This window comes from Rhodoferax sp. LS1R11, assembly GCF_056521395.1.
Window position 1 is genome coordinate 64724 of the sequence record NZ_JBWMAW010000011.1, and the last position, 22096, is coordinate 86819.

General features: G+C 57.7%; 20 protein-coding genes, 1 other RNA gene and 1 pseudogene. 19 read left to right on the forward strand and 3 right to left on the reverse strand.

What is annotated here, in order from left to right:
• Positions 1–46 precede the first annotated feature (46 nt).
• Both serC and gyrA read right to left on the reverse strand, forming a co-directional pair.
• Positions 47–1159 carry a 3-phosphoserine/phosphohydroxythreonine transaminase gene (serC, locus tag AC097N_RS13945; RefSeq protein WP_479581850.1) on the reverse strand — a complete coding sequence of 371 codons (1113 nt, stop codon included), beginning with the start codon at positions 1157–1159 and terminating at the stop codon, positions 47–49.
• Between the two features lie 73 nt (positions 1160–1232).
• On the reverse strand, positions 1233–3869 hold the full coding sequence (gyrA, locus tag AC097N_RS13950; protein WP_479581852.1) for a DNA gyrase subunit A: 2637 nt from the start codon (positions 3867–3869) through the stop codon (positions 1233–1235).
• A 252-nt stretch (positions 3870–4121) separates the two neighbouring features.
• On the opposite strand from gyrA, the gene ompA reads away from it, so the two are divergent.
• From ompA to AC097N_RS13975, 5 genes are all read left to right on the forward strand, one after another.
• On the forward strand, positions 4122–4778 hold the full coding sequence (gene ompA, locus AC097N_RS13955; protein WP_479581854.1) for an outer membrane protein OmpA: 657 nt from the start codon (positions 4122–4124) through the stop codon (positions 4776–4778).
• Between the two features lie 135 nt (positions 4779–4913).
• Positions 4914–5636, forward strand: a complete 723-nt coding sequence (ubiG, locus tag AC097N_RS13960; protein ID WP_479581857.1) for a bifunctional 2-polyprenyl-6-hydroxyphenol methylase/3-demethylubiquinol 3-O-methyltransferase UbiG — start codon at positions 4914–4916, stop codon at positions 5634–5636.
• Between the two features lie 14 nt (positions 5637–5650).
• Entirely contained in the window at positions 5651–6316 is a 666-nt protein-coding gene (locus AC097N_RS13965) for an HAD-IA family hydrolase (protein ID WP_479582044.1), read from the forward strand.
• A 12-nt stretch (positions 6317–6328) separates the two neighbouring features.
• Positions 6329–6715: a transfer-messenger RNA gene (ssrA, locus tag AC097N_RS13970) on the forward strand.
• A gap of 215 nt (positions 6716–6930) precedes the next feature.
• Complete coding sequence (locus AC097N_RS13975; RefSeq protein WP_479581860.1) at positions 6931–7872, forward strand: tyrosine-type recombinase/integrase; 942 nt, start codon at positions 6931–6933, stop codon at positions 7870–7872.
• Here the strand turns inward: AC097N_RS13975 and AC097N_RS13980 are convergent.
• Positions 7844–8065 (reverse strand): annotated as a pseudogene (locus AC097N_RS13980) (ATP-binding protein); the annotation flags it as partial. The gene AC097N_RS13975 and the pseudogene AC097N_RS13980 overlap by 29 nt on opposite strands.
• A 32-nt stretch (positions 8066–8097) precedes the next feature.
• Between AC097N_RS13980 and AC097N_RS13985 the strand changes: the two are divergent.
• The 14 genes from AC097N_RS13985 (at position 8098) to ntrC (ending at position 22085) form a co-directional block, all read left to right on the forward strand.
• Positions 8098–8532: a hypothetical protein gene (locus tag AC097N_RS13985; RefSeq protein ID WP_479581862.1), complete on the forward strand. Its 435-nt coding sequence runs from the start codon at positions 8098–8100 to the stop codon at positions 8530–8532.
• Between the two features lie 165 nt (positions 8533–8697).
• Positions 8698–9255, forward strand: coding sequence for a hypothetical protein (locus AC097N_RS13990; RefSeq protein ID WP_479581863.1), 558 nt, complete (start codon positions 8698–8700; stop codon positions 9253–9255).
• A 228-nt stretch (positions 9256–9483) separates the two neighbouring features.
• Positions 9484–9993 carry a PEP-CTERM sorting domain-containing protein gene (locus tag AC097N_RS13995; RefSeq protein ID WP_479581866.1) on the forward strand — a complete coding sequence of 170 codons (510 nt, stop codon included), beginning with the start codon at positions 9484–9486 and terminating at the stop codon, positions 9991–9993.
• Positions 9994–11260: 1267 nt separating this feature from the next.
• A complete protein-coding gene (locus tag AC097N_RS14000; protein ID WP_479581868.1) occupies positions 11261–11566 on the forward strand; it encodes a high-potential iron-sulfur protein in 306 nt (101 codons plus the stop codon).
• Between the two features lie 122 nt (positions 11567–11688).
• Complete coding sequence (locus AC097N_RS14005) at positions 11689–12432, forward strand: 16S rRNA pseudouridine(516) synthase (RefSeq protein WP_479581870.1); 744 nt, start codon at positions 11689–11691, stop codon at positions 12430–12432.
• 163 nt (positions 12433–12595) lie between these two features.
• Positions 12596–13552, forward strand: a complete 957-nt coding sequence (locus AC097N_RS14010; RefSeq protein ID WP_479582046.1) for a YncE family protein — start codon at positions 12596–12598, stop codon at positions 13550–13552.
• Positions 13536–14348 carry a polysaccharide deacetylase family protein gene (locus AC097N_RS14015; RefSeq protein WP_479581872.1) on the forward strand — a complete coding sequence of 271 codons (813 nt, stop codon included), beginning with the start codon at positions 13536–13538 and terminating at the stop codon, positions 14346–14348. The genes AC097N_RS14010 and AC097N_RS14015 overlap by 17 nt, the downstream gene beginning before the upstream one ends.
• 28 nt (positions 14349–14376) lie before the next feature.
• Positions 14377–15333, forward strand: a complete 957-nt coding sequence (locus AC097N_RS14020; RefSeq protein WP_479581875.1) for a sterol desaturase family protein — start codon at positions 14377–14379, stop codon at positions 15331–15333.
• A gap of 40 nt (positions 15334–15373) precedes the next feature.
• A complete protein-coding gene (locus tag AC097N_RS14025) occupies positions 15374–16294 on the forward strand; it encodes an EI24 domain-containing protein (protein WP_479581877.1) in 921 nt (306 codons plus the stop codon).
• A 4-nt stretch (positions 16295–16298) separates the two neighbouring features.
• Positions 16299–17099, forward strand: a complete 801-nt coding sequence (locus AC097N_RS14030; RefSeq protein WP_479581879.1) for a competence/damage-inducible protein A — start codon at positions 16299–16301, stop codon at positions 17097–17099.
• Positions 17100–17308: 209 nt separating this feature from the next.
• Positions 17309–18724, forward strand: coding sequence for a type I glutamate--ammonia ligase (gene glnA / locus AC097N_RS14035; RefSeq protein WP_479581881.1), 1416 nt, complete (start codon positions 17309–17311; stop codon positions 18722–18724).
• A 157-nt stretch (positions 18725–18881) separates the two neighbouring features.
• Positions 18882–19409, forward strand: coding sequence for a hypothetical protein (locus AC097N_RS14040; RefSeq protein WP_479581883.1), 528 nt, complete (start codon positions 18882–18884; stop codon positions 19407–19409).
• 5 nt (positions 19410–19414) lie between these two features.
• The gene (glnL, locus tag AC097N_RS14045; protein WP_479581885.1) at positions 19415–20506 is read left to right on the forward strand and encodes a nitrogen regulation protein NR(II); all 1092 of its coding nucleotides are present in this window, start codon (positions 19415–19417) and stop codon (positions 20504–20506) included.
• 40 nt (positions 20507–20546) lie between these two features.
• Positions 20547–22085: a nitrogen regulation protein NR(I) gene (gene ntrC, locus AC097N_RS14050; RefSeq protein ID WP_479581886.1), complete on the forward strand. Its 1539-nt coding sequence runs from the start codon at positions 20547–20549 to the stop codon at positions 22083–22085.
• Positions 22086–22096: the final 11 nt, after the last annotated feature.

Genomic DNA, 22096 nt, shown 5'->3' on the forward strand with positions numbered 1-22096 from the left:
TCAGTCTGGAAGTCGGGTTGAGGGCTTGGGACGATGGACTGCGCTGTCAGCTATGGGTTTTTTCAAATTCCTGCATGAAGCCCACCAGCGCCTGCACACCTTCGATCGGCATGGCGTTGTAAATGCTGGCGCGCATACCGCCCACGGACTTGTGGCCTTTGAGCTGCAACAGCTCATGATCGCGCGCCCCTGCCAAAAAGGCTTCGTTGAGGCTTTCGTCACGCAGAAAAAATGGCACGTTCATGCGCGAGCGGCAGTCTTTGGCCACCTTGTTCAGGTAAAGAGCCGAGCCGTCAATGGCGTCATACAGCAGTTTTGCCTTCGCCATATTGCGTGCTTCCATGGCCCCGATGCCACCCTGGCGCTTGAGCCACTGGAAAACCAACCCTGCCATGTAAATGCCGTAGGTAGGCGGTGTGTTGTACATGGACTGGTTGTCGGCCACCGTCTTGTAGTTGAACGCACTGGGGCATATGGGTAACGCATGACCCAGCAGGTCGTCACGGACGACCACCAGCGTCAAGCCGGCCGGCCCCAGATTTTTCTGGGCGCCGCCAAAGGCCAGGCCCACTTTGGACCAGTCCACGGTGCGGGACGCCACATGCGAAGAAAAGTCGATGACGAGGGGGGCGTCACAGCCCAGTGCCGCCAAGTCGGGCAGGGCGTGGTACTCCACGCCGTCAATCGTCTCATTGGTGCAGATGTGAACGTAGCTTGCACCTTGGCTGAGTTGCCAGCTGCCTGGCGCGGGCAGCGTGGTGAACCCGGTCGGCTCGGTGCTCGCGGCAACATGTACCGCACTGTACTTACGGGCTTCCTTTTGGGACTTCTGGCTCCAGCTGCCGGTGACTACAAAGTTCACCGCACCGGGCTGCCCGGATGGCGCAGCTCGACCTGACAGGTTGAGCGGCACGATGGCGTTTTCCGCCAAGCCACCGCCCTGCATGAACAGAATTTTGAAGTTGTCAGGCACGGCCAGCAATTCACGAATGTCGCTTTGCGCCTGCTCGTAAATGGCTCCAAACTCTTTGCCCCGATGACTCATTTCCATCACGCTCATACCGCTGCCATGCCAGTCGAGCATTTCAGCAGCTGCTTCGGTCAACACCTCAGCGGGCATGACAGCGGGACCAGCGGAGAAGTTAAAGGGTCGGTTCATCAGTAACTTTATAGGTCAAATAGTGCTCTAGCCCACGTAGGATATGCGGGGGTAGCTATTAAAAAGATAGTGTTTAGACGGGTGTGGCAGCGTCGTCTTCACCGGGAGTCTCATCCGCTACCGGGTTTGCGTCGTTCTCGACAATGCGTTGCAGTCCGCTCAGTTGTGAGCCTTCGTCCAGACCGATCAGCGTCACACCTTGCGTGGCACGACCGAGCTCGCGAATTTCGCTCACACGGGTGCGCACCAGCACACCCTTGTCGGTGATCAGCATGATTTCATCGTCGACGTGCACCAAGGTAGCGGCCACCACTTTGCCATTGCGTTCTGATTGTTGAATCGCAATCATGCCTTTGGTGCCTCGACCGTGGCGGGTGTACTCGGTGATGTTGGTACGCTTGCCGTAGCCGTTTTGGGTGGCGGTCAAGACGCTTTGCTGCTCGTCTTCAGCCACCAGCATGGCAATCACGCTTTGACTTTCTTCGAGCATCATGCCCCGCACGCCGCGCGCCTGGCGGCCCATCGGGCGCACGTCGTTCTCGTCAAAGCGCACGGCCTTGCCACCGTCGCTGAACAGCATCACGTCGTGGCTGCCATCGGTGAGGGATGCGCCAATCAGGAAATCGCCTTCGTCCAGGTCCACGGCAATGATGCCCGCCTTGCGCGGGTTGCTGAATTCATCCAGCGCTGTTTTCTTCACGGTACCCATGCGCGTCGCCATGAACACATACTGGTCGGCCGGGAAACTGCGTTTCTCGCCTGTCAGCGGCAACACCACCGTGATCTTCTCGCCTTCTTGCAGCGGGAACATGTTGACGATCGGGCGACCGCGGGACCCACGTGAGCCTTGCGGCACTTCCCAGACTTTGAGCCAATACAGGCGGCCGCGGTTGCTGAAGCACAGGATGTAATCGTGGGTGTTGGCGGTGAAGAGCTGGTCAACCCAGTCGTCTTCTTTGGTGGCCGTCGCTTGTTTGCCGCGGCCACCGCGTTTCTGGGCGCGGTATTCGCTCAATGGCTGGCTCTTGATGTAGCCGCTGTGAGACAGCGTCACCACCATATCGGTCGGGGTGATCAGGTCTTCAGTGCTTAAGTCGAACGAACTGTGCTCTACATGGCTGCGACGCGCACCCAGTTTGGTCTGGCCGAATTCGGTTTTGATGGCAGTCAGCTCTTCGCTGATGATGACGGAGACGCGTTCGGATTTGGCCAAAATATCAAGCAGGTCCTCAATCTCGGCCATCACTTCTTTGTATTCCGCCACGATCTTGTCCTGTTCCAGCCCGGTCAGGCGCTGCAAACGCATCTGCAGGATTTCCTGGGCTTGGGTTTCGGACAGGCGGTACAGGCCGTCTTTGCCCATGCCAAGTTCTTTTTCCAGCCCGTCAGGACGGTAGTCGTCGACATTCACCATGCCGCCATCGGCGCGGGTGCGGGTGAGCATCTCGCGCACCAGCTTGCTGTCCCACGGCCTGTTCATCAACTCAACCTTGGCTACGGGAGGCGTGGGCGCGTTGCGGATGATGGCAATGAAATCATCAATGTTGGCAAGGGCAACAGCCAGGCCTTCCAGCACATGGCCACGCTCGCGTGCCTTGCGCAGATTGAAAATGGTACGCCGCGTGATCACTTCACGGCGGTGCTCCAGGAAGACTTCAATCAGGTCTTTGAGGTTGCAAAGCTTCGGCTGGCCATTGATCAGCGCCACCATGTTCATGCCAAACGTATCTTGCAACTGCGTTTGTTTGTACAGGTTGTTCAGCACCACTTCCGGCACTTCGCCACGCTTGAGTTCAATCACCAGCCGCATGCCGGATTTGTCGGACTCGTCCTGAATGTGGCTAATGCCTTCAATCTTCTTCTCATGCACCAACTCGGCCATGCGTTCCTGCAAGGTCTTTTTGTTGCACTGGTAGGGCAACTCATCAACAATGATGGCTTGGCGCTGGCCCTTGTCAATGTCTTCAAAGTGGCATTTGGCGCGCATGACAACGCGGCCTCGTCCCGTGCGGTACCCGTCCTTGACGCCGCTGATGCCGTAAATAATGCCCGCAGTCGGAAAGTCAGGCGCGGGAATGAGCTCCATCAGCTCGTCAATGCTGGCTTGTGGGTTACGCAGCAAATGCAGACAGCCGTCGACCACCTCATTCAAATTGTGTGGCGGGATGTTGGTTGCCATGCCCACGGCAATGCCGGAGGAGCCATTGACCAGCAGATTGGGGAAACGGGCGGGCATGACCAGTGGCTCTTGCTCGCTGCCGTCGTAGTTGGGACCGAAATCGACTGTTTCCTTGTCCAGATCCGCCAGCAACTCGTGCGCGATCTTGGACATGCGGATTTCCGTGTATCGCATGGCCGCTGCGTTGTCACCGTCGACGGAGCCGAAGTTGCCCTGGCCATCCACCAGCATGTGGCGCAGAGAGAAGTCCTGCGCCATCCGAACGATGGTTTCATACACCGCGCTGTCACCGTGCGGGTGGTATTTACCGATCACATCGCCGACGATACGCGCTGACTTCTTGTAAGGACGGTTCCAATCGTTGTTGAGCTCATGCATCGCAAACAAGACGCGCCTGTGAACCGGTTTTAAACCGTCCCGCGCATCGGGCAGTGCGCGCCCCACAATCACGCTCATGGCGTAATCAAGGTAGCTGCGCCGCATTTCCTCTTCAAGGCTGATGGGCAAGGTTTCTTTGGCGAACTGGGTCATGGGAGGTCGTATCTGGCTATGTCAAAGGCAACCTCCTATTCTAAGGTAAGGGCGTGTCTTGTGGCGTTCTTGCAACGGTGCCGTGTGTTTTTCCACGCTTTTCCAGCGCAATGCTTCGAGCCATGGTCTAGGTTTCAAGGCGCAATGGGCCCTGTGGCACAATGGAAGCAGCGTTTTAGATGGTGGTCATTTAGAGCGTCTTATAAGTTATTCGCAGCGCTGCTGCGGCTTTTTTCCCCCAAAGGAGAACCAATGAAGAAATTAAACAAAGTGGCAATGCTGATTGCTACCGCAGCACTTGCATCCGCGGCTGGCGCTCAAACTGTTGACAACTGGGTCAGCAGCAACGGCATTACATGGAAGAACGGTACCAATGAGCTGTGCTGGCGCGATGCCAACTGGACACCCGCAACTGCTGCCGTTGGTTGCGATGGCGCCATCGTGGCTCCTGCACCAGCACCGGTCGCTGCGCCTGTGGCCCCCACGGCTGCACCCGCTCCTGCATCCGTTGCTCCAGCTCCAGCTCCAGTAGTTGTTGCGCCTCCAGCTGCCACCAAAGTGACTTACGCAGCTGATGCGTTCTTCGCTTTTGACAAAGCTGTCCTCAAGCCAGAAGGCAAAGCCAAGCTCGACGATCTGGTTGGCAAAGTCAAGGACATCAACCTGGAAGTCATCATTGCCGTGGGTCACACTGACGCCGTTGGTACTGATGCTTACAACCAGAAGCTGTCGGTCAAGCGTTCGGAAGCCGTGAAGGCTTACTTGGTGTCCAAGGGCATCGAGAAAAACCGCGTTTACACCGAAGGCAAGGGCGAGAAGCAGCCAGTTGCTGACAACAAGACCGGCGAAGGCCGCGCCAAGAACCGTCGCGTCGAAATCGAAGTGGTCGGTACCCGCGCTAGCAAGTAATTGCTGACGGTACTTGGAGGCTGGCTGTAAAGCCAGCTTCAGCGAAAAACCCCGCGTTGGCGGGGTTTTTTGTTTCTGGCCGCCTGGTTACTGCCGCGCAGACCAGGCGCTTTGGTTTTTGTCGATAATCCTCTCATGACTTCAACACTGAACGCTGACCCGGCCGAATTGGCCAAATTTTCTGATCTCGCCCACCGCTGGTGGGACAAGGATGGCGAGTTCCGCCCATTGCATCAGATCAATCCCTTGCGCCTGGATTGGATCAATGGTCTTTGCCCGGTGAACGGGCAGCGAGTCCTGGACGTGGGTTGCGGTGGTGGCATTCTTGCGGATGGCATGGCCCGGTTGGGTGCCGACGTTACTGGGATTGACCTGTCAACCAAGGCCCTCAGGGTGGCCCAATTGCATGCTCTTGAAGCGCAAACACTGAATGTTCAGTACCGCGAAGTTAGCGTCGAAGCCCTGGCCGCAGAGCAGCCTGGCAGTTTTGACATCGTCACGTGCATGGAAATGCTGGAGCATGTACCCGACCCTGCGTCCGTGGTGAAAGCATGCGCTACCTTGGTCAAACCAGGTGGTTGGGTGTTTTTCTCGACCTTGAACCGCAGCCCCAAATCCTTCTTGTTTGCTATTGTTGGCGCTGAGTACGTGCTCAATTTGTTGCCGCGTGGCACCCATGAATACGCCAAAATGATTCGACCCAGCGAATTGGCAGGCTATTGCCGTGCGTCTGAACTGGACCTGCACCACACCCGTGGCATGGAATACAACCCGTTGACCCGCCGATACTGGATGAGTGCCGACACTGGCGTTAATTACCTGTTTGCCACCCAAAAGCCTGCGAGTCCAATTCTGTGAGCGGCACCACGGGCATGTTTGCCATGGTCAAGGCGGTACTTTTTGACCTTGATGGCACCTTGATCGACAGTGCCCCCGACTTGGGCGCGGTAGCCGACAAAATGCGGGTGGACCGCGGCCTGCCTTCGTTGCCTGCCGCACGCTACCGGCCTATGGCGGGCGCTGGTGCGCGCGGAATGATTGGTGTCGCGTTCGGGTTGACTCCTGAAGATGCGGACTTTGCCGCCTTGCGTGAAGAATTCTTCACAAATTACGAGCAATGCATGACGCAGCGAACATACGCTTTTGATGGCGTTCCAGAGCTCATTACGCATTTGCTGGCGGAGGATTTGCCGTGGGGTGTGGTCACCAACAAGTCGGCTCGTTTTACCGCCCCTCTGACGCGAGCCATGCCCTTGTTTGCAACGGCCCGTACAGTCATCAGCGGCGACACCACGCCACATGCCAAGCCGCATCCGGAGCCCTTGTTCGAGGCGGCGAGGCAACTCGCCATCAACCCTGCCCACTGTCTGTATGTGGGAGACGACGAGCGTGACATCGTGGCAGGGCTGGCTGCCGGCATGGTTACGGTTGCCGCCACTTATGGTTATCTGGGGCAAAACGCCAATGCGTCGGGGTGGGGCGCTCATGCCGTTATTAATTCTCCTGAGGGCCTATTGCAATTGCTCGCAAAGGCCTAAAATAGCGATCATGGGGCTGCACTGGTTTCGACGTGGGTTCGGACGCGGTGTGGTGCATGTCGAGCTGAATGCGCTCGTAAAACAGATTCAAACAAACTAACTGCAAACGACGAACGTTTCGCACTCGCTGCTTAATTGCCAGTGAGCTTTACAACAGCAGGCCGATGGGCTGGGCAAGGGGTTTTTAACGCAAGTTAGGGATTCCAGGCTGTAAAGATAATTACATGGGCTGGCTCCGGGTTGGGTACCTTAACCGGGGGCGAGAAAATAGGGTGCTGGCGACGGTGAAAGCGTGTGGCTGCGCGTTCACAAGGGCGAGACTCAAATCAGACCACTAAACATGTAGATCTGCCCGAAGAAGGCTTGCGGACGGGGGTTCAAATCCCCCCAGCTCCACCATACCGCATGACAAAGGCCTCCAAGTAGCGATACTCGGAGGCCTTTTTCATTGGTAAATCAACCTCTTACAGTGCAATAGCCTACAAAGGCATACATTGACAGTCGGCCCATCGCGGGGGTACAAACGGGGGGGGAAGTAGAGAAAACAGGGGTTAAATCGGTTTTGTACCCCCTTTCCCTATGTTGCACCCCACATTCACCCGAGGCTTTTCCCCATGCTGACCGATCCGCAATGCCGCAATGCAGTTTGTCCACCAGGCCGGAAACAAGCCCGGTTTGCAGATTCGGGTGGGATGTATCTGCAAGTCAGTCCGGCGGGATCCAAACGCTGGTTTCTGAAATACCGCATTGCTGGTGCTGAAAAGCAATTGGCGCTGGGCAGTTATCCAGACGTGAGCCTGACCAACGCCAGAAAAGCCCGTGATGCTGCAAAGCTGCAAAAGTCAACCGGCGCTGATCCCGTACAGGTGCGCAAGGTTGAAAAGCTGAAAGCGACGCGAACCGGTGGCGACACCTTCAAAGCTGTGGCCCTGGAGTGGTACGGCAAACAGTCCCCGCAATGGAGCGAAAGCCACGCAGAGCGGTCCCTGCGCCAGTTTGAGCGTGACCTGTTCCCATGGATCGGTGACCGACTCATGACCGACATTAACCCGATGGATCTACTGGCGGCACTCCAAAAGGTAGAGGAACGCGGCGCGATTGAAACGGCTGACCGGGTTTTAATGCTGGCGCGGCAGGTTTGGGACTATTGGCTACCCACTGCCCACGTCCAGCAACGCAACATCACCGAAGGGCTGAAGGGCCGGTTGACACCTTACCGTGGCAAAACCTTTGCGGCCATCCTTGACCCGGTGCGCATGGGCGGCTTGATGCGGGCTATCAAGGGCTACAAGGGCGGGCCGATTGTGCGCACAGCCTTACAGCTAACCCCATACCTTTACCAACGGCCTGGCAACCTGCGCATGATGGAATGGGGCGAGCTTGATTTAGACGGGGCGTTGTGGACGATCCCCAGCATGAAAATGAAGCGCACCAAGCTGGAAAAAAAGCAGGGCGAAGCCCACACCGTACCATTGCCGACGCAAGCTGTGGCGCTGCTGCGAAGCATCCAGCCACTGACCGGGCACCCCACTGCGAGAACGGTGTATTGGCCGTGATGGCCAAACTCTTTCGCTCATAGCGCTCCGATATCAACTCGAACAGTACGGAAGTCTCTGCCTGGTCACGACGCACGTAACTGAGGTCATCCAGAATCAGCAAGTCAAACCGGTCCAGCTTGGCCAGTTCTTGGGGCAGCCGTAAATCACGCCGCGCCGCTTGCAGGCGCTGCACCAGGTCAGAACACCGGGTACCTGCGCACGCGGGCATGGAAGAGTGCCGACGTGATTACCCGTGCCAAAAGAGAACTGATTGCGGCTGGCTTCATCTTCGAGACGGTTATGGGGCAGCGACCGAACAAGGCAAGCTGGTACGCCGTGACCTGGCAACGCCTGGACAAGTTGAAGGGTTACGACGTGGGCGCATTGGAGTCTTTCCGTAGAGGGGCCTACGCATCGGGGGTTGTGCTCCATGCCAAACCCACGCGGGAAGAACTTTACGAAAAGTGGCGGCAACCGAAAAACGAAAACGCTAGCCTTAAACCGTCTGGCGGTGTAGAGCGTTTGGCCTTAGCACCGTCTCACGGCGCAATAGCCCCCCATTTGGGGATGCTTTCTACACCGTCTAACGGAAGCCATCTAAATATGCCATCTGTTGCAGTCAATTCCGTGTCTGCTGGTGCTGGCAATGACACATGGGGCAACGCTGCGGCGGCTTGAGTGGAAATATTACCACCCACGATGCAAGCCAAAAGGTCGTGGGGAGCGCTGGCGGCGCACGGTCAGACGCCAATTCAGTGTCGCGGGTTTCCAAACTTGCCAATTGATTTCGGTTTTAAAAATGGGTAGGCCATGGGCAAGAGTTGCACAACTGATAAACGGGCCTTGGATGTACGAAAAATCCAGCGTGCCGGATGTCTGAGGCCGGGCAAGTCATTGAACTGGACTTGGAGCCGCAACGGTGAACAAGTGGCGTCCATTGAAATGCAGGTACAAGCCGACAAGGTGAGGCTGATCTATCAGACAACGCCGTATGGGGGCGAACCCAAGCGCATGGATTACCCGGTACGCCTGGACTGGACAGGCTGCAACTATGGCGGGCAGCGTGTCTGGTGGCTGTGCCCGGCGGTGGGCTGTGGGCGGCGTGTGGCGGTGCTGTACGGGGGCGCGGTGTTTGCGTGCAGGCACTGCCACCGGCTGGCCTACAACAGCAATAACGAGACGGCAAACAGTGGTGGCTATCGACGGGCTAACAAGCTACGCGACCGGTTGGGCTGGGTGCCTGGCGTGATCCATGGGGCAGGCGGCAAACCCAAGGGGATGCACTGGCGCACCTACTGGCGATTGATGGCCATCTATGAGGGCTATGAGCGGCAGACCATGGCCGGGCTGGCGGTGACGATGGGGCGGCTGAAAGCCAAGATGCAGAGGATGGGACTGTAGGGGTTGGATAAGGACTAGTTGCCGTCTCGCAAAGCGCCGAATCACACCGCAACTAAATGCCAGTGGCAGCCTAAAAACGGCCCCTAAATGTGTCGAGAAAGTTTACATGTTGTTACAGCTGATACGTGAAATTTCGCACGTATTTGATATTTATCAATGAGTTACGTTCGTTGGCGCGATCCGTGCATATTTGATTGCATCGATCACCATAACAAGTTGGAAGCAAATATGAAATTCACCACCATCAAGTCCATCGCCATTTCATTGCTGTTTGTTGGCGCCGCCGCTGTGTCAACCTTTGCAAATGCAACGTTGGTTGGAGACACCATTTCAGCAAGCGGAATCTCTTTGGGACCAGCGAGTGCCACGATTGGCAGCGGAGTTGAATTCAAGGGAATCGCGAACTACGTTAATTTTGACTTTGGGGCAAATACACTCACGGTTACTGCTAATGGCGTAGGTTGGGGCGGTTTTGGAACCTATACGTTCAGCGGTTTTGATGACGTCATCACGTCCTTGTCACTCGCGTCTAACTCTGGATTTAACGCTGCGTTTACCAGTAATTTCGGGTTTACTGACCACGCTATGACTTTTAACTTTAATACCGGGTCTGCTTCTCAGGGCGCAGCCGCCGTATTCAATATCAATAGCAGCGCGGTGCCGGAACCGGAAACTCTTGGCCTTTTTGGACTGGCATTGTTGGCACTCGCAGTGTCCCGCCGATCAAAACGAATCTAATACCTAAGCCGCTATCAGGCTGACAACGAACCCCGCATTGGCGGGGTTTTCTGTTTGGGGAGTCCGTGTCTGGAAGGGGCTGATAAAAGTCTGCGCTTCATCACGATGTCAACCGACTGCGAAGGTTTGAGATAACGCTAACGCACAAAACGTGTCGTGCGCGTGCGCGAAAGACGGGGGTTTTCTTTGATCATCGCGCACACGCGCACGCGAGGCGGGGGCGGGTGCAAAGTCTGGCACTTTGCGAAGCCGGACACTAACTGTTACCCCACGCAGAGATTAAATTTCCCTTTTTGAATTAATTCAAAATCAGCAAATGGCAGGACAGGCCCAAGGATGGCACCGTCACAAGGCTGCAACAGATTGAAAAGAAGTTGCAGAGGATTTTTCAGTTCAAGCAAGATTAAACGCCGGGCCATTTTCGGTCAGTTTGTAGGGGTAGCAAAAGCAATACCGGGGAACAAACCGGGGAACATAACGGAGATGAAAGATGAAAAATCTAGCATCCATGCGGGTTTCAAGGTATCTTTCAATTGACCCCCCAGCCCATACCGCATGACAAAGGCCTCCAAGTAGCGATACTCGGAGGCCTTTTTCTTTGTTGCGACTTCTGCATTAAAAATCGGTCAATGGGGCTCGGTTTTGCCATGATGGTCTTCGTTTTTCCAAGAAGGCGTCACCCGAAAGGTAAATCTGGCGGCCTGCGGTTCTTGAACTTCCCCCAATGTCACGGATAGCGCTCGGTCAACCTGTAAAAGGAATTCGGACGAGTCCGCCACTGGCAGATACGCGCTGGTGAATGATGCAAAGTTGTCGAGACGGTATGTTCTGGATGACATGATGACCTCTTCCGACGTATTAATTTTGATGCTGTTTGAAGCTTACAGCCGGGTTGACAGAGGCATGTATCGCTTTGTTTCCTTGCCAATTCAGGGAGGAGTTGCGCGGTTTACCGGGCATCATCCGATGGCTGGGAGACGTATTTCCGGGTTGGCGTCAGCCGACTGGCGGTCAATATCGCGCGATTTCTCTCGATTGGACAGGTTTTGGTCCTTTCTGTACGCTAACGCCCAGTTACAAAAAATCGCCCGAATTCCGTGGGTTCTTGGGCCTCGCAGGCCTTGCGGCGATTCCCGTCATCCTTGACTGTATTAGCCGGGTATTGAGGTTGACTTGGACAAGTGGAGTCCGATAGATCAGAATTCGCTTATATGTTTGCGTTCAGGCGCGGGCATATCATCAATTCTCAACAACTCAGGAAAAACTCATGTCTAACCGTCGCGAATTTATCGTTCAACTCAGCTTTGCCAGCGGCGCCTTGATGGCCGGTAACGTCATGGCCCAAGGTGCCATGGTCGCGGAGTCAGACGCACAAGCGGCCGCTTTGGGCTACAAGGCAGACGCTACCAAGACTGACAAAGTCAAGTTCCCCAAATATGCCGCTGGCCAGGTTTGCAGCAACTGTGCGCTGTACCAGGGTAAGCCTGCCGATGCAGCGGGTGGCTGTCCGTTGTTTGCCGGCAAGCAAGTGGCTGGCAAGGGCTGGTGCAGCGCCTACGCCAAAAAGGCCTGATCCTCATCGAATCACGTTGACGGATTCAATCATTCCCTGAATGTTTTGGGCACCAGGTTTTGTTCCTGGCGTTTTCATTGCACCTTGCCGGACTGCTTGTCCGGCTTTGCGATACTCGGGGCATGCAGTTACAAGACATTCTTTATTCCCAGGGTTTCGGAACCCGACGTGTGTGTGCCGGCCTGGTTCAACAGGGCTTGGTGCAGGTTTATGAGTCAAATGAGGCTGTAGCCCCCGTTAAATGTACGGAGTCAGCTACTGAATTTGTAGCAGAAGGTTTGCGTTTCCAGGTGCAGGGCATCGATTGGCCCTACCATGAAAAAGCCTATGTGATGCTGAACAAGCCCACGGCGACCGAATGCTCCCAGAAGCCGTCAACTTACCCCAGCATTTACACCCTGTTGCCGTCACCGCTGCGCCTGCGTCCGCAAAAAGGTGCGGTGCAAGGGGTGCAGGCGGTCGGTCGGCTGGACCAGGACACCACCGGCCTGCTGCTGCTCACGGACGACGGCAAGTTCATCCATCGCATGAGTTCACCGCGCCACCATGTGCCCAAGGTGTATGAGGTGACTGTCAAACACCCGCTGGACGACCAGCAGGTCAGCAAGCTGCTGGCAGGTGTGGTGCTGGACGATGACCCCAAGCCCGTGCGGGCGGCTGCGGCCGAGGCGGTGTCCAGTCACCATCTGCGCCTGACCCTGACAGAGGGCAAGTACCACCAGGTCAAACGCATGGTAGCCGCTGTCAGCAACCGGGTGGAGGGTTTGCAGCGCTCCCGGATTGGTGGCCTGAAGTTGCCCGATGATCTCGCGCCAGGCCAGTGGCGCTGGTTAAGCCCGGCGGACCTTGCCAGCATCGCCGGTTGACCTAAGGCAACAAGTCGTTGATGGCTGGCGCAGGGGCGGCGGCAGCGGGCGGGAGATGACAGCTACACTTGACGGTTACCTGAAAGAGTGCTGCATTGTGACGTTTTCCGCCTGTTTTCCTGCTTTTTCCCTGATCCAACGGTCCGCTCGAATCACCAGTGTCATGGCCTTGACGATGGCCGCTTTGGCGCCATTGGCAGCCCATGCCCAAGCCAGACCCGTTTTTGTCCTGAATTCGCTGGATGCCAGCGTCAGCGTGATTGATCCCGTGACCTGGACCGAGACCAAGCGCATCCCCACCGGCAAAGAGCCGCATCACATGTACCTCACCCCCGATGAAAAGTCGCTGGTGATTGCCAATGCGCTGAGCGACTCCCTGTTGTTTGTGGACCCGAAGACGGCCGAGGTGCAGCGCACCGTGCGCGACATTCTGGACCCCTATCAGTTGCGTTTCTCGCCCGACATGAAGTGGTTTGTCACCGTGGCCAACCGGCTCAACCATGTGGACATTTACCGCTGGGATGGCAGCAACCTGACGCTGGCCAAACGCATTGCCACCGGCAAGACGCCCAGCCATCTCTGGATTGACAGCAAAAGCAGCGTGGTCTACGCCTCCATGCAGGACAGCGACGAGTTGGTAATGATCGACCTGGTCAGCCAAACCCTCAAATGGCGCGGCAAGACCGGCGCCATGCCAGCTGATGTGTTTGGCACCCCGGACGACAAGTTTCTGCTCGTGGGCCTGACCGGCGGCGAGGGTGTGGAGGTGTATGACGTCTCCGGTCGCGAACCCCGTTTGGTCAAGCTGATCAAAACCGGGCAGGGCGCGCATGCATTTCGCGGTGCGGGCGACAAGCGCCACGTGTTTGTGAGCAACCGGGTGGCCAATACCATCAGCAAGATCGATTACCAGACCATGTCCGTTGTCGAGAGCTACCCGGCGCCCAGTGGGCCGGACTGTATGGATCTGTCGCCTGACGGCCAGTTCCTTTACGTGGCGTCGCGTTGGGCCAAGAAGCTGACCGTGATCGACACCAAAACACGCCAGGTGGTACGCCAGGTCAATGTCGGCAAGTCACCACATGGCGTCTGGACACTCGCTCATGCTGCCCGGCAATAAACTCCCGTTGCTCCTGGGTGCTATATTTTTGATAGCTACTCCCGCGCGTTCGGCGGACGCTGTGGCACCAAAAGCCTGTGAAAACCCGCTGTATCTGACTTTCGATACCGGCCACATGGAAGTGGCCTCCTTGATTGCCGACGTGCTCAAACGCCAAAACGTCAAGGTCACTTTTTTTGCCGCCAATGAGCGTACCAAGGTCGGCGACGGCAGTCTGGGTAACCACTGGGCGCCGTGGTGGAAAGCCCGGTCGGCCGAAGGACATGAGTTTGCCTCGCACACCTATGACCATGTGTACTGGCGGGGGGACCTGCCCGGTGTCGAGCCCAAGTTCCGCATGCAGGCCACCGCTGGCGCCTTTGAGGGCCGTGAATTTACCTTTGATGCCAAAAAATACTGCGGCCAATTGGCCTATGCGAATGAGCGCCTGCAAGACTTCACGGGCAAAAAACCTTTGTCCTTGTTTCGCGCACCGGGCGGCAAAACATCGCCACGCCTCCTGGCGGTGGCGAAGGCCTGTGGGTACGAGCATGTGGGCTGGGCGCCCGCCGGTTTTCTGGGCGACGAGTTGCCCAGCGAGAAGTTCAGCAATGAAGCCTTGCTCAATAAAGCACTCCGTGACATCAAAAAAGGCGACATCCTGATGGCCCATCTGGGTATCTGGTCGCGCAAAGATCCGTGGGCGCCCACCGTGCTGGAGCCGCTCATCATGGGTCTCAAGGACAAGGGCTTTTGCTTTGCCACGCTGCGTGATCACCCGGCTTACAAAGCCTGGGTGATGGCACCGGGCCACTAGTCCGCGACCCTGAAGACGTGAGTTGTTGATGGACTTTTTTGCCAATACGTTCTCAGACGCCCAAGGCTGGCTGTTTGAATCTGTTTTTCAGCCGGTCATGTTCGCGCTGGGGATGGGCAATCTCCTGTCAGACGGGTATGTGGCCGCGGGCTGGCTGTTGGTGGGGCTGATTCAGCTTGTCGTTCTGGTCGCCGTCATCGGGCCCTTGCAACGCTGGCGTCCGGTTGAACCGGTGACCGACCATGCGGCGGTGCGCATCGACATGCTGTACACCGTCATCCACCGCCTCGGGTTATTTGGGCTGGTCTTGTTTTTTTCGCTGGACCCCCTGTTCGATGAATTCTTTGGCGCCTTGCGCGTGGCAGGTCTCAGTACCTTTCAGCTGGATGCCCTGTGGCCGGGCGTGACCGACCGGCCCGTGGTGAGCTTGCTGCTGTACCTGGTGGTGATTGATGCGCTGGATTACTGGATCCACCGCGGCCAACACCAGTTTGAATGGTGGTGGAAGCTGCACGCCCTGCACCATTCCCAACGTCAGATGACGATGTGGACTGACAACCGCAACCACTTGCTGGATGACGTGCTCAGAGACGTGATCGTGGTCGTGGTGGCGCAACTCATCGGCATCGCACCCAGCCAGTTTGTGGCGATTGTGGCGTTCACCCAGCTTAGCGAGAGCTTTCAGCATGCCAACCTGCGTCTCTGGTTTGGCCGTGTGGGCGAACGCCTGTGGATCAGTCCGCGTTTTCACCGCTTGCACCACAGTATTGGCCTTGGCCACGAGTCGACCGGCAAGAACACGCTGGGTGGGCATAACTTTGGCGTGCTGTTGCCTTGGTGGGACATGCTGTTTGGCACGGCCAACTTCGAACTCCGGTTTGATGCGACCGGTGTTCGCGACCAGGTCGAGCAGGGCCGCGATTATGGCCGGGGCTTCTGGGCGCAGCAGTGGCTGGGGCTCAAGCGTTTGGCAGGGCGCGCGTAGCGCCATTTTTGCTCAGGGCGCGTCGGGTTATGCTCGCCGCATGAATCTGTTCCTTGACTCCTTGTGGCGTGCGGCGGCCTACTGCATACGCCCCCGTGTCATTGCCCTGTCCTTTTTGCCGCTGGTCCTGATGGTGGCGCTGTCACTGGGCCTGGGCTATTACTACTGGGACAGCACGCTGGACTGGGTGCGCACGATGCTCGAAGCGTCCTCCATCATCAACAACATCTGGGGCTGGCTGCAAAGCGTGGGGGCGGGCAGCCTCAAGACCGTGCTGGCGCCCTTGCTGGTGGTGGTTGCCGTGACGCCTATCATCGTGGTGCTTTCCCTGCTCATGGTGGCGGTGCTGATGACGCCTGCGCTCACCATGCTGGTGGCCGAGCGGCGTTTCCCGCAGTTGGAGCGCAAAAAGGGCGGCTCCATGATGTTCAGTATTGTCTGGTCAGTCGGCTCGACCTTGCTGGCCCTCATCGCCATCGTCGTCTCGATTCCCCTGTGGCTGGTACCGCCGCTGATTTTGATACTTCCTCCTTTGATCTGGGGCTGGCTCACCTACCGTGTCATGGCATTTGATGCGCTGGCCGAGCATGCCAGCCCGCTGGAACGACGTGAGCTGTTTCGCAAGCACCGGGGGTGGCTGCTGGGGATTGGCGTTTTTTGCGGTTATCTGGGCGCCGCGCCAAGCCTGATCTGGGCCTCCGGTGCCATGTTCATTGCCATGGCGCCCATCCTAGTGCCGGTGGCGATCTGGATTTACACCTTGGTGTTCGCGTTTTCATCACTGTGGTTTGCGCACTACTGCCTGGCGGCCTTGCAATTCTTGCGTACCGAGGCCGCGGTGGCTGCTGCAACCGCGGCCTCGGTCCCGGTCCCGGTGCTTGGCCCTGCGCCGGCCACGTTGGACGTGCAGGCGGTAACATGGCCGAATGACAACTCCTCCGGCCCCAACACCCTGCGTTAACACCATGCCCCGTTTTGGGCTGATCATCGTCGGTGACGAGATTCTGTCCGGCAAACGCACTGACAAGCACCTGTCCAAGGTCATTGAACTGCTCAAGGAGCGCGGTCTGCAGCTTGACTACGCTGACTACGTGGGCGACTCTCCCGAGCGCATCACCGCGACCCTGAAGCGGGCATTTGCCTCGGGCGATATCGTGTTTTCCACTGGGGGTATTGGTGCCACGCCGGACGACCATACCCGCCAGTGTGCTGCCAAGGCGCTGGGCCGTGAACTGGTGCTTCACCCCGAGGCTGAGGACCTGATTCGCCAGCGCATGCGTGACCTGGCCAAAGAGCAGGGCACCATGTATGAGCCAGATCGTCCCGACAACATTCACCGGTTGAACATGGGCGTGTTCCCTGCCGATGCGCAGATCATTCCCAACCCGTTCAACCAAATTCCCGGTTTCAGTTGTGGCTCCGTTCACTTCGTGCCCGGTTTCCCGGTGATGGCTTGGCCCATGATGGCGTGGGTGCTTGACACCTGCTACCCGCATCTGCATCAAACCGCGGCGTGGATTGAGAAATCGGTCATTGTGTTTGGCGCCATGGAGGCCGCGTTGACGCCCCTGATGGAAGACCTTGAGCGCGACCATGAAGGGGTCAAGATCTTCAGCCTGCCCAGCGTCGACCACCCGCAATACGGGCGTCACATTGAGTTGGGCGTCAAAGGTGAACCCGGCCTGGTTGCAAAAGCCTATCCGGCGCTGCTGGCCGGGCTGGCCACCTTTGAATTGACGCTTGGCCCTGAATTGGTGCGTAATTAAGTGAGCCATTTCGGTGTTGAATTTAATTGCACTTTTTTGGTGCATTTAAATTCCAAATGGCTCTGCATGTTCCGCGTTCGGCTGTCCAAACGGGGCCAAACTCAGGGCAAAATACGGGACTGGTGAATCGGTGTTTTGTCAGCCTTGGCATAAAAACTGCATTCGCATCCCTGAAACATTTTCAACAACGACCCAACCAGGAGTATTTGATGGCCAAGACCGTCGCAGACGTCATGAAGATGGTGAAAGAAAACGAAGTCAAGTTTGTTGACTTCCGTTTCACCGACACCCGTGGCAAAGAGCAGCACGTTACCGTGCCTGTTTCTCATTTTGATGAAGACAAGTTCACGTCGGGTCATGCGTTTGACGGTTCGTCCATCGCTGGCTGGAAGGGCATTGAAGCCTCCGACATGCAGTTGATGCCTGACCCGAACACGGCCAACGTCGACCCCTTCTTCCAGGAACCCACCCTGATTTTGACTTGCGATGTGGTTGACCCCATCGACGGCAAAGCCTACGAGCGTGACCCCCGTTCACTGGCCAAGCGCGCTGAAGCGTACATGAAGGCCTCCGGCTTTGGTGATACCGCCTACTTCGGTCCAGAGCCAGAGTTTTTCGTGTTCGACGGTGTGCGTTGGGGCAATGACATGTCCGGCTGCTTCTCCAAGATCGAATCTGAAGAAGCCGCCTGGAACACCGGCAAGGAATACGAGCACGGCAACACCGGCCACCGTCCTACCGTCAAAGGTGGCTACTTCCCCGTGCCCCCAGTGGACAGCTTCCAGGACATGCGCTCGGAAATGTGCCTGGTGCTCGAAGCCCTCGGCATTCCCGTTGAAGTGCACCACCACGAAGTGGCCAACGCTGGCCAGATGGAACTCGGCACCAAGTTCAGCACGCTGGTTCAGCGCGCTGATTGGGTTCAGTTGCAAAAATACGTGATCCAGAACGTGGCCCATGCCTATGGCAAGACCGCGACCTTCATGCCCAAACCCATCGTTGGCGACAACGGTTCCGGCATGCACGTGCACCAGTCGGTGTGGAAAGACGGCAAGAACCTGTTTGCTGGCGACGGCTATGCAGGACTGTCAGACTTCGCGCTGTACTACATCGGCGGCATCATCAAGCACGCCCGTGCCCTGAACGCCATCACCAACCCAGGTACCAACAGCTACAAGCGCCTGGTGCCTGGCTACGAAGCACCTGTGAAATTGGCTTACTCGGCCAAGAACCGCTCGGCTTCGATCCGTATCCCCTTCGTGGCGAACCCTAAAGGCCGTCGCGTTGAGGCACGTTTCCCTGATCCACTGATGAACCCGTACCTGGGCTTCTCGGCTCTGCTGATGGCGGGTCTGGACGGCGTTGAGAACAAGATCCACCCTGGCGAAGCCGCCAGCAAGGACTTGTACCATTTGCCACCCGAAGAAGACAAGTTGATCCCAACGGTCTGCCACAGCCTGGACCAGGCGCTGGACTGCCTGGATGCAGACCGCAGCTTCCTGACCAAGGGCGGTGTGTTCACTGACTCTTACATCGACGCTTACATCGACCTCAAGATGCAGGAAGTCACGCGTTTGCGCATGGCCACTCACCCGATTGAGTTTGACATGTACTACTCGCTGTAATCCAGCCCGGCCTGTGCTGTAACTTGTTACAGCGATTGGCAAAAAAAGGACGGCCCCGGCCGTCCTTTTTTATTGGAAAAACCATGACTTTTCACTTTGTAAGGCCTTGACGCATACTGGCAAAATGCACTGTGCTTTTTTACCGCGTGGGAAATGTATGAAATATGTTGTGTTGATCTCTTTGGCTGTTGCTGCTTTTGCGCAAAGCAGCCTGGCCCAGCCCATGTACAAGTGCGACAACAACTACTACACCAACACCCTGCCTGATGCCAAGGCCAGAGGCTGCAAGCTCATGGAGGGTACCAGTGTGACCGTGGTGCCCGGTGCCCGCCCGGCTGCGCCAGCCCCTGCCCGTGCGGTCACTGCCGCATCAGCAGCACCTTCCGGCACCTCTGCACCAGGACAGCGGGTTGAGAACAATGACCAGAAGTCGCGCGACTCTGATGCCCGCCAGATTCTTGAAATTGAACTTAAAAAAGCAGAAGTCCGCCAGGCTGAACTGCTCAAGGAATACAACAACGGTGAGCCTGAAAAAATGGGCGGCGAAGCCCGCAACCATCAAAAGTACCTGGACCGCGTGGCCGAGCTCAAGGCCAGCCTCGCGCGCAATGAGAGTGATATTGCCGGTATCCGGCGCGAGTTGGGGCGTCGCGGCCCCAGCAATGCAGCTGCTGCGGCAAAGTAGGGCGTGTGAGTAAGCCCGTCCCCGCTCCGGTCACGGCGGCCTCGACCGCCGTGCGTTTTCAGACATTCGACCTGTTGGCCACGCTGGTGGCGGTGGTGCACAGCAACGGCTCCGTGCTGTTTGCCAACGCGGCGCTGGAAGACGCGTTGGGCATTTCGCGCCGCGCGATCGTGGGGTCTCATTTTCCGGACAGTTTTACCGAGCCTACCCATTTGCGCAACGGCTTGTTGGGCGCCGGGGGCAATGAATTTGCGGCCCTGCGTTATGACGCCTGGCTCAAGCGGCTGAACCACGAGGCCCTGCCCGTGCACGTGATCGTGACGCAGACTGAAAAAGCCGATGAAATCATCGTCGAGTTGCTGCCCCTGGAGCAACAGGCGCGTCAGGACCGCGAAGAGCGTCTGGCGGAGCAGGCCCAGGCCAACAAGGAGTTGATCCGCAACCTGGCCCATGAGATCAAGAACCCGTTGGGCGGCATCCGCGGCGCTGCGCAGTTGCTGGAGATGGAGATTGAATCCCGCGAGCTCACCGAGTACACGCAGGTCATCATCCATGAGGCAGACCGCTTGCAGACTCTGGTGGACCGACTGCTGGCGCCACACCGGCGTCCGCATCTGGTGGGGGATGTGAATATTCATGAGGTGTGTGAGCGGGTGCGCTCGCTGATTTCAGCCGAGTTCCCCAAGGGCTTAAGCGTGGTGCGCGACTACGACACCTCGATTCCCGAGTTTCGGGGCGACCGCGAGCAGCTCATCCAGACCGTGCTCAACATCGCACACAACGCTTGCCAGGCCTTGTCGGAGCAGATTGCGCAAGGGGTGGCGCAGTTGACTTTCAGCACGCGCATTGCGCGCCAGGTCACTTTTGGAAAACAGCGCTATCGGTTGGCATTGGAATTGCATGTCATTGACAACGGGCCTGGTGTACCAGACTCGATCAAGGACCGTATTTTTTATCCGCTGGTGTCCGGGCGTGATGGAGGTTCGGGGCTGGGGCTGACATTGGCGCAAACCTTTGTTCAGCAGCACCATGGTTTGATCGAGTGCGACAGTGTGCCAGGCCACACGGATTTCAAGATATTGATTCCGCTCCCATAACCTGTGCTTTTTAGCCATTGACCTGAGGTGACCCAATCCCATGAAGCCGATTTGGATCGTAGATGATGACCAGTCCATCCGCTTCGTACTGGAAAAGGCGCTGCTGCGTGAGAACCTTCCTACCCGCAGCTTCACCAATCCACGCGATGTCCTGACCGCGCTCAGCACCTCCAATGAGGAAAACGGTCCGCAGGTGCTGGTCAGCGACATTCGCATGCCCGGCGGCTCGGGGCTGGACCTGCTGGAGAAGGTCAAGGAGAAATACCCTGGCCTGCCCGTGATCATCATGACCGCGTATTCCGACCTGGACAGCGCGGTGTCCGCCTTTCAGGGGGGCGCTTTCGAGTACCTGCCCAAGCCGTTTGATTTGCCCAAGGCGGTTGAACTCATTCGCCGTGCCGTGGAAGAAAGCCTGCGCGAAGAAGTGGCTGAAGAGCGCATGGCGGAAACGCCGGAGATGCTCGGTCAGGCACCCGCCATGCAAGACGTGTTTCGTGCGATTGGTCGCTTGAGCCAGAGCAATGTGACGGTGATGATCACCGGCGAGTCCGGTTCGGGCAAAGAGCTGGTGGCGCGTGCGCTGCACAAGCACTCGCCCCGCGCCAATGGCCCGTTTGTGGCGATCAACACAGCCGCCATCCCCAAAGACCTGCTGGAGTCCGAGTTGTTCGGTCATGAGCGCGGTGCCTTCACGGGCGCCCAAACCATGCGCCGCGGCCGCTTTGAGCAGGCCGACGGGGGCACGCTGTTTCTGGACGAAATTGGCGACATGCCGTTTGATCTGCAGACCCGCTTGCTGCGGGTGTTGAGCGATGGCCATTTCTACCGTGTCGGCGGGCATGGCGCGGTCAAGACCAATGTGCGCGTGATTGCGGCGACGCACCAGAACCTGGAGCAGCGCGTCAAGGACGGCGCGTTCCGCGAGGATTTGTTTCACCGCCTCAACGTGATTCGCCTGCGTCTGCCGGCGCTGCGTGAACGGCGGGAAGACATTCCCATGCTCACGCGCCATTTTCTGCAGCAAAGCGCCGGCCAGCTGGGTGTGGAGCCCAAGCGCATTGCCGATTCCGCGCTGCTGTGGCTGGGCAACTTTGCCTTTCCGGGCAATGTGCGCCAGCTGGAAAACATCTGCCACTGGCTGACCGTGATGGCGCCCGCGCAGGTGATTGAGCCCAAGGACTTGCCGCCCGAGGTGGGTTTCAGCACCTCAGGAAGCGTGGAGGCTGCTGCGCCTGTGTTGCAGGCCGTGTCGGTTTTTGCGGATCATTCGCAGGGCGTGGCACCGGTTGTTGCGGCCGCACCCGCGGCGCCGAGTACGGCGCCGGTGATGGACCCCATGGCGCAATTGGCGGGTCTGGGTTGGGAGATGGGCTTGGAGGCCGATGCCATCGCCCTGCTCGCGACCGACCGGCACGATGTGTGGGATGAGTTGACGCGCCGTTTTGAGTCTCGACTGATTCTGACCGCGCTGGCCGCCACCCGGGGGCGGCGCATCGAAGCCGCGCAAAAACTCGGTATTGGCCGCAACACCATCACCCGCAAGATCCAGGAGCTGGGTTTAGAGGAAAAAGGCCACTAGCCCAGGCAGGA

What these genes read in the sequence shown, in the direction of transcription:
- serC (WP_479581850.1), bottom strand. Translation starts at nt 1,159, where the DNA reads ATGAACCGACCCTTTAACTTCTCCGCTGGTCCCGCTGTCATGCCCGCT.
- gyrA (WP_479581852.1), bottom strand. Translation starts at nt 3,869, where the DNA reads ATGACCCAGTTCGCCAAAGAAACCTTGCCCATCAGCCTTGAAGAGGAA.
- ompA (WP_479581854.1), top strand. Translation starts at nt 4,122, where the DNA reads ATGAAGAAATTAAACAAAGTGGCAATGCTGATTGCTACCGCAGCACTT.
- ubiG (WP_479581857.1), top strand. Translation starts at nt 4,914, where the DNA reads ATGACTTCAACACTGAACGCTGACCCGGCCGAATTGGCCAAATTTTCT.
- AC097N_RS13965 (WP_479582044.1), top strand. Translation starts at nt 5,651, where the DNA reads ATGTTTGCCATGGTCAAGGCGGTACTTTTTGACCTTGATGGCACCTTG.
- AC097N_RS13975 (WP_479581860.1), top strand. Translation starts at nt 6,931, where the DNA reads ATGCTGACCGATCCGCAATGCCGCAATGCAGTTTGTCCACCAGGCCGG.
- AC097N_RS13995 (WP_479581866.1), top strand. Translation starts at nt 9,484, where the DNA reads ATGAAATTCACCACCATCAAGTCCATCGCCATTTCATTGCTGTTTGTT.
- AC097N_RS14000 (WP_479581868.1), top strand. Translation starts at nt 11,261, where the DNA reads ATGTCTAACCGTCGCGAATTTATCGTTCAACTCAGCTTTGCCAGCGGC.
- AC097N_RS14005 (WP_479581870.1), top strand. Translation starts at nt 11,689, where the DNA reads ATGCAGTTACAAGACATTCTTTATTCCCAGGGTTTCGGAACCCGACGT.
- AC097N_RS14010 (WP_479582046.1), top strand. Translation starts at nt 12,596, where the DNA reads ATGGCCTTGACGATGGCCGCTTTGGCGCCATTGGCAGCCCATGCCCAA.
- AC097N_RS14015 (WP_479581872.1), top strand. Translation starts at nt 13,536, where the DNA reads ATGCTGCCCGGCAATAAACTCCCGTTGCTCCTGGGTGCTATATTTTTG.
- AC097N_RS14020 (WP_479581875.1), top strand. Translation starts at nt 14,377, where the DNA reads ATGGACTTTTTTGCCAATACGTTCTCAGACGCCCAAGGCTGGCTGTTT.
- AC097N_RS14025 (WP_479581877.1), top strand. Translation starts at nt 15,374, where the DNA reads ATGAATCTGTTCCTTGACTCCTTGTGGCGTGCGGCGGCCTACTGCATA.
- AC097N_RS14030 (WP_479581879.1), top strand. Translation starts at nt 16,299, where the DNA reads ATGCCCCGTTTTGGGCTGATCATCGTCGGTGACGAGATTCTGTCCGGC.
- glnA (WP_479581881.1), top strand. Translation starts at nt 17,309, where the DNA reads ATGGCCAAGACCGTCGCAGACGTCATGAAGATGGTGAAAGAAAACGAA.
- AC097N_RS14040 (WP_479581883.1), top strand. Translation starts at nt 18,882, where the DNA reads ATGAAATATGTTGTGTTGATCTCTTTGGCTGTTGCTGCTTTTGCGCAA.
- ntrC (WP_479581886.1), top strand. Translation starts at nt 20,547, where the DNA reads ATGAAGCCGATTTGGATCGTAGATGATGACCAGTCCATCCGCTTCGTA.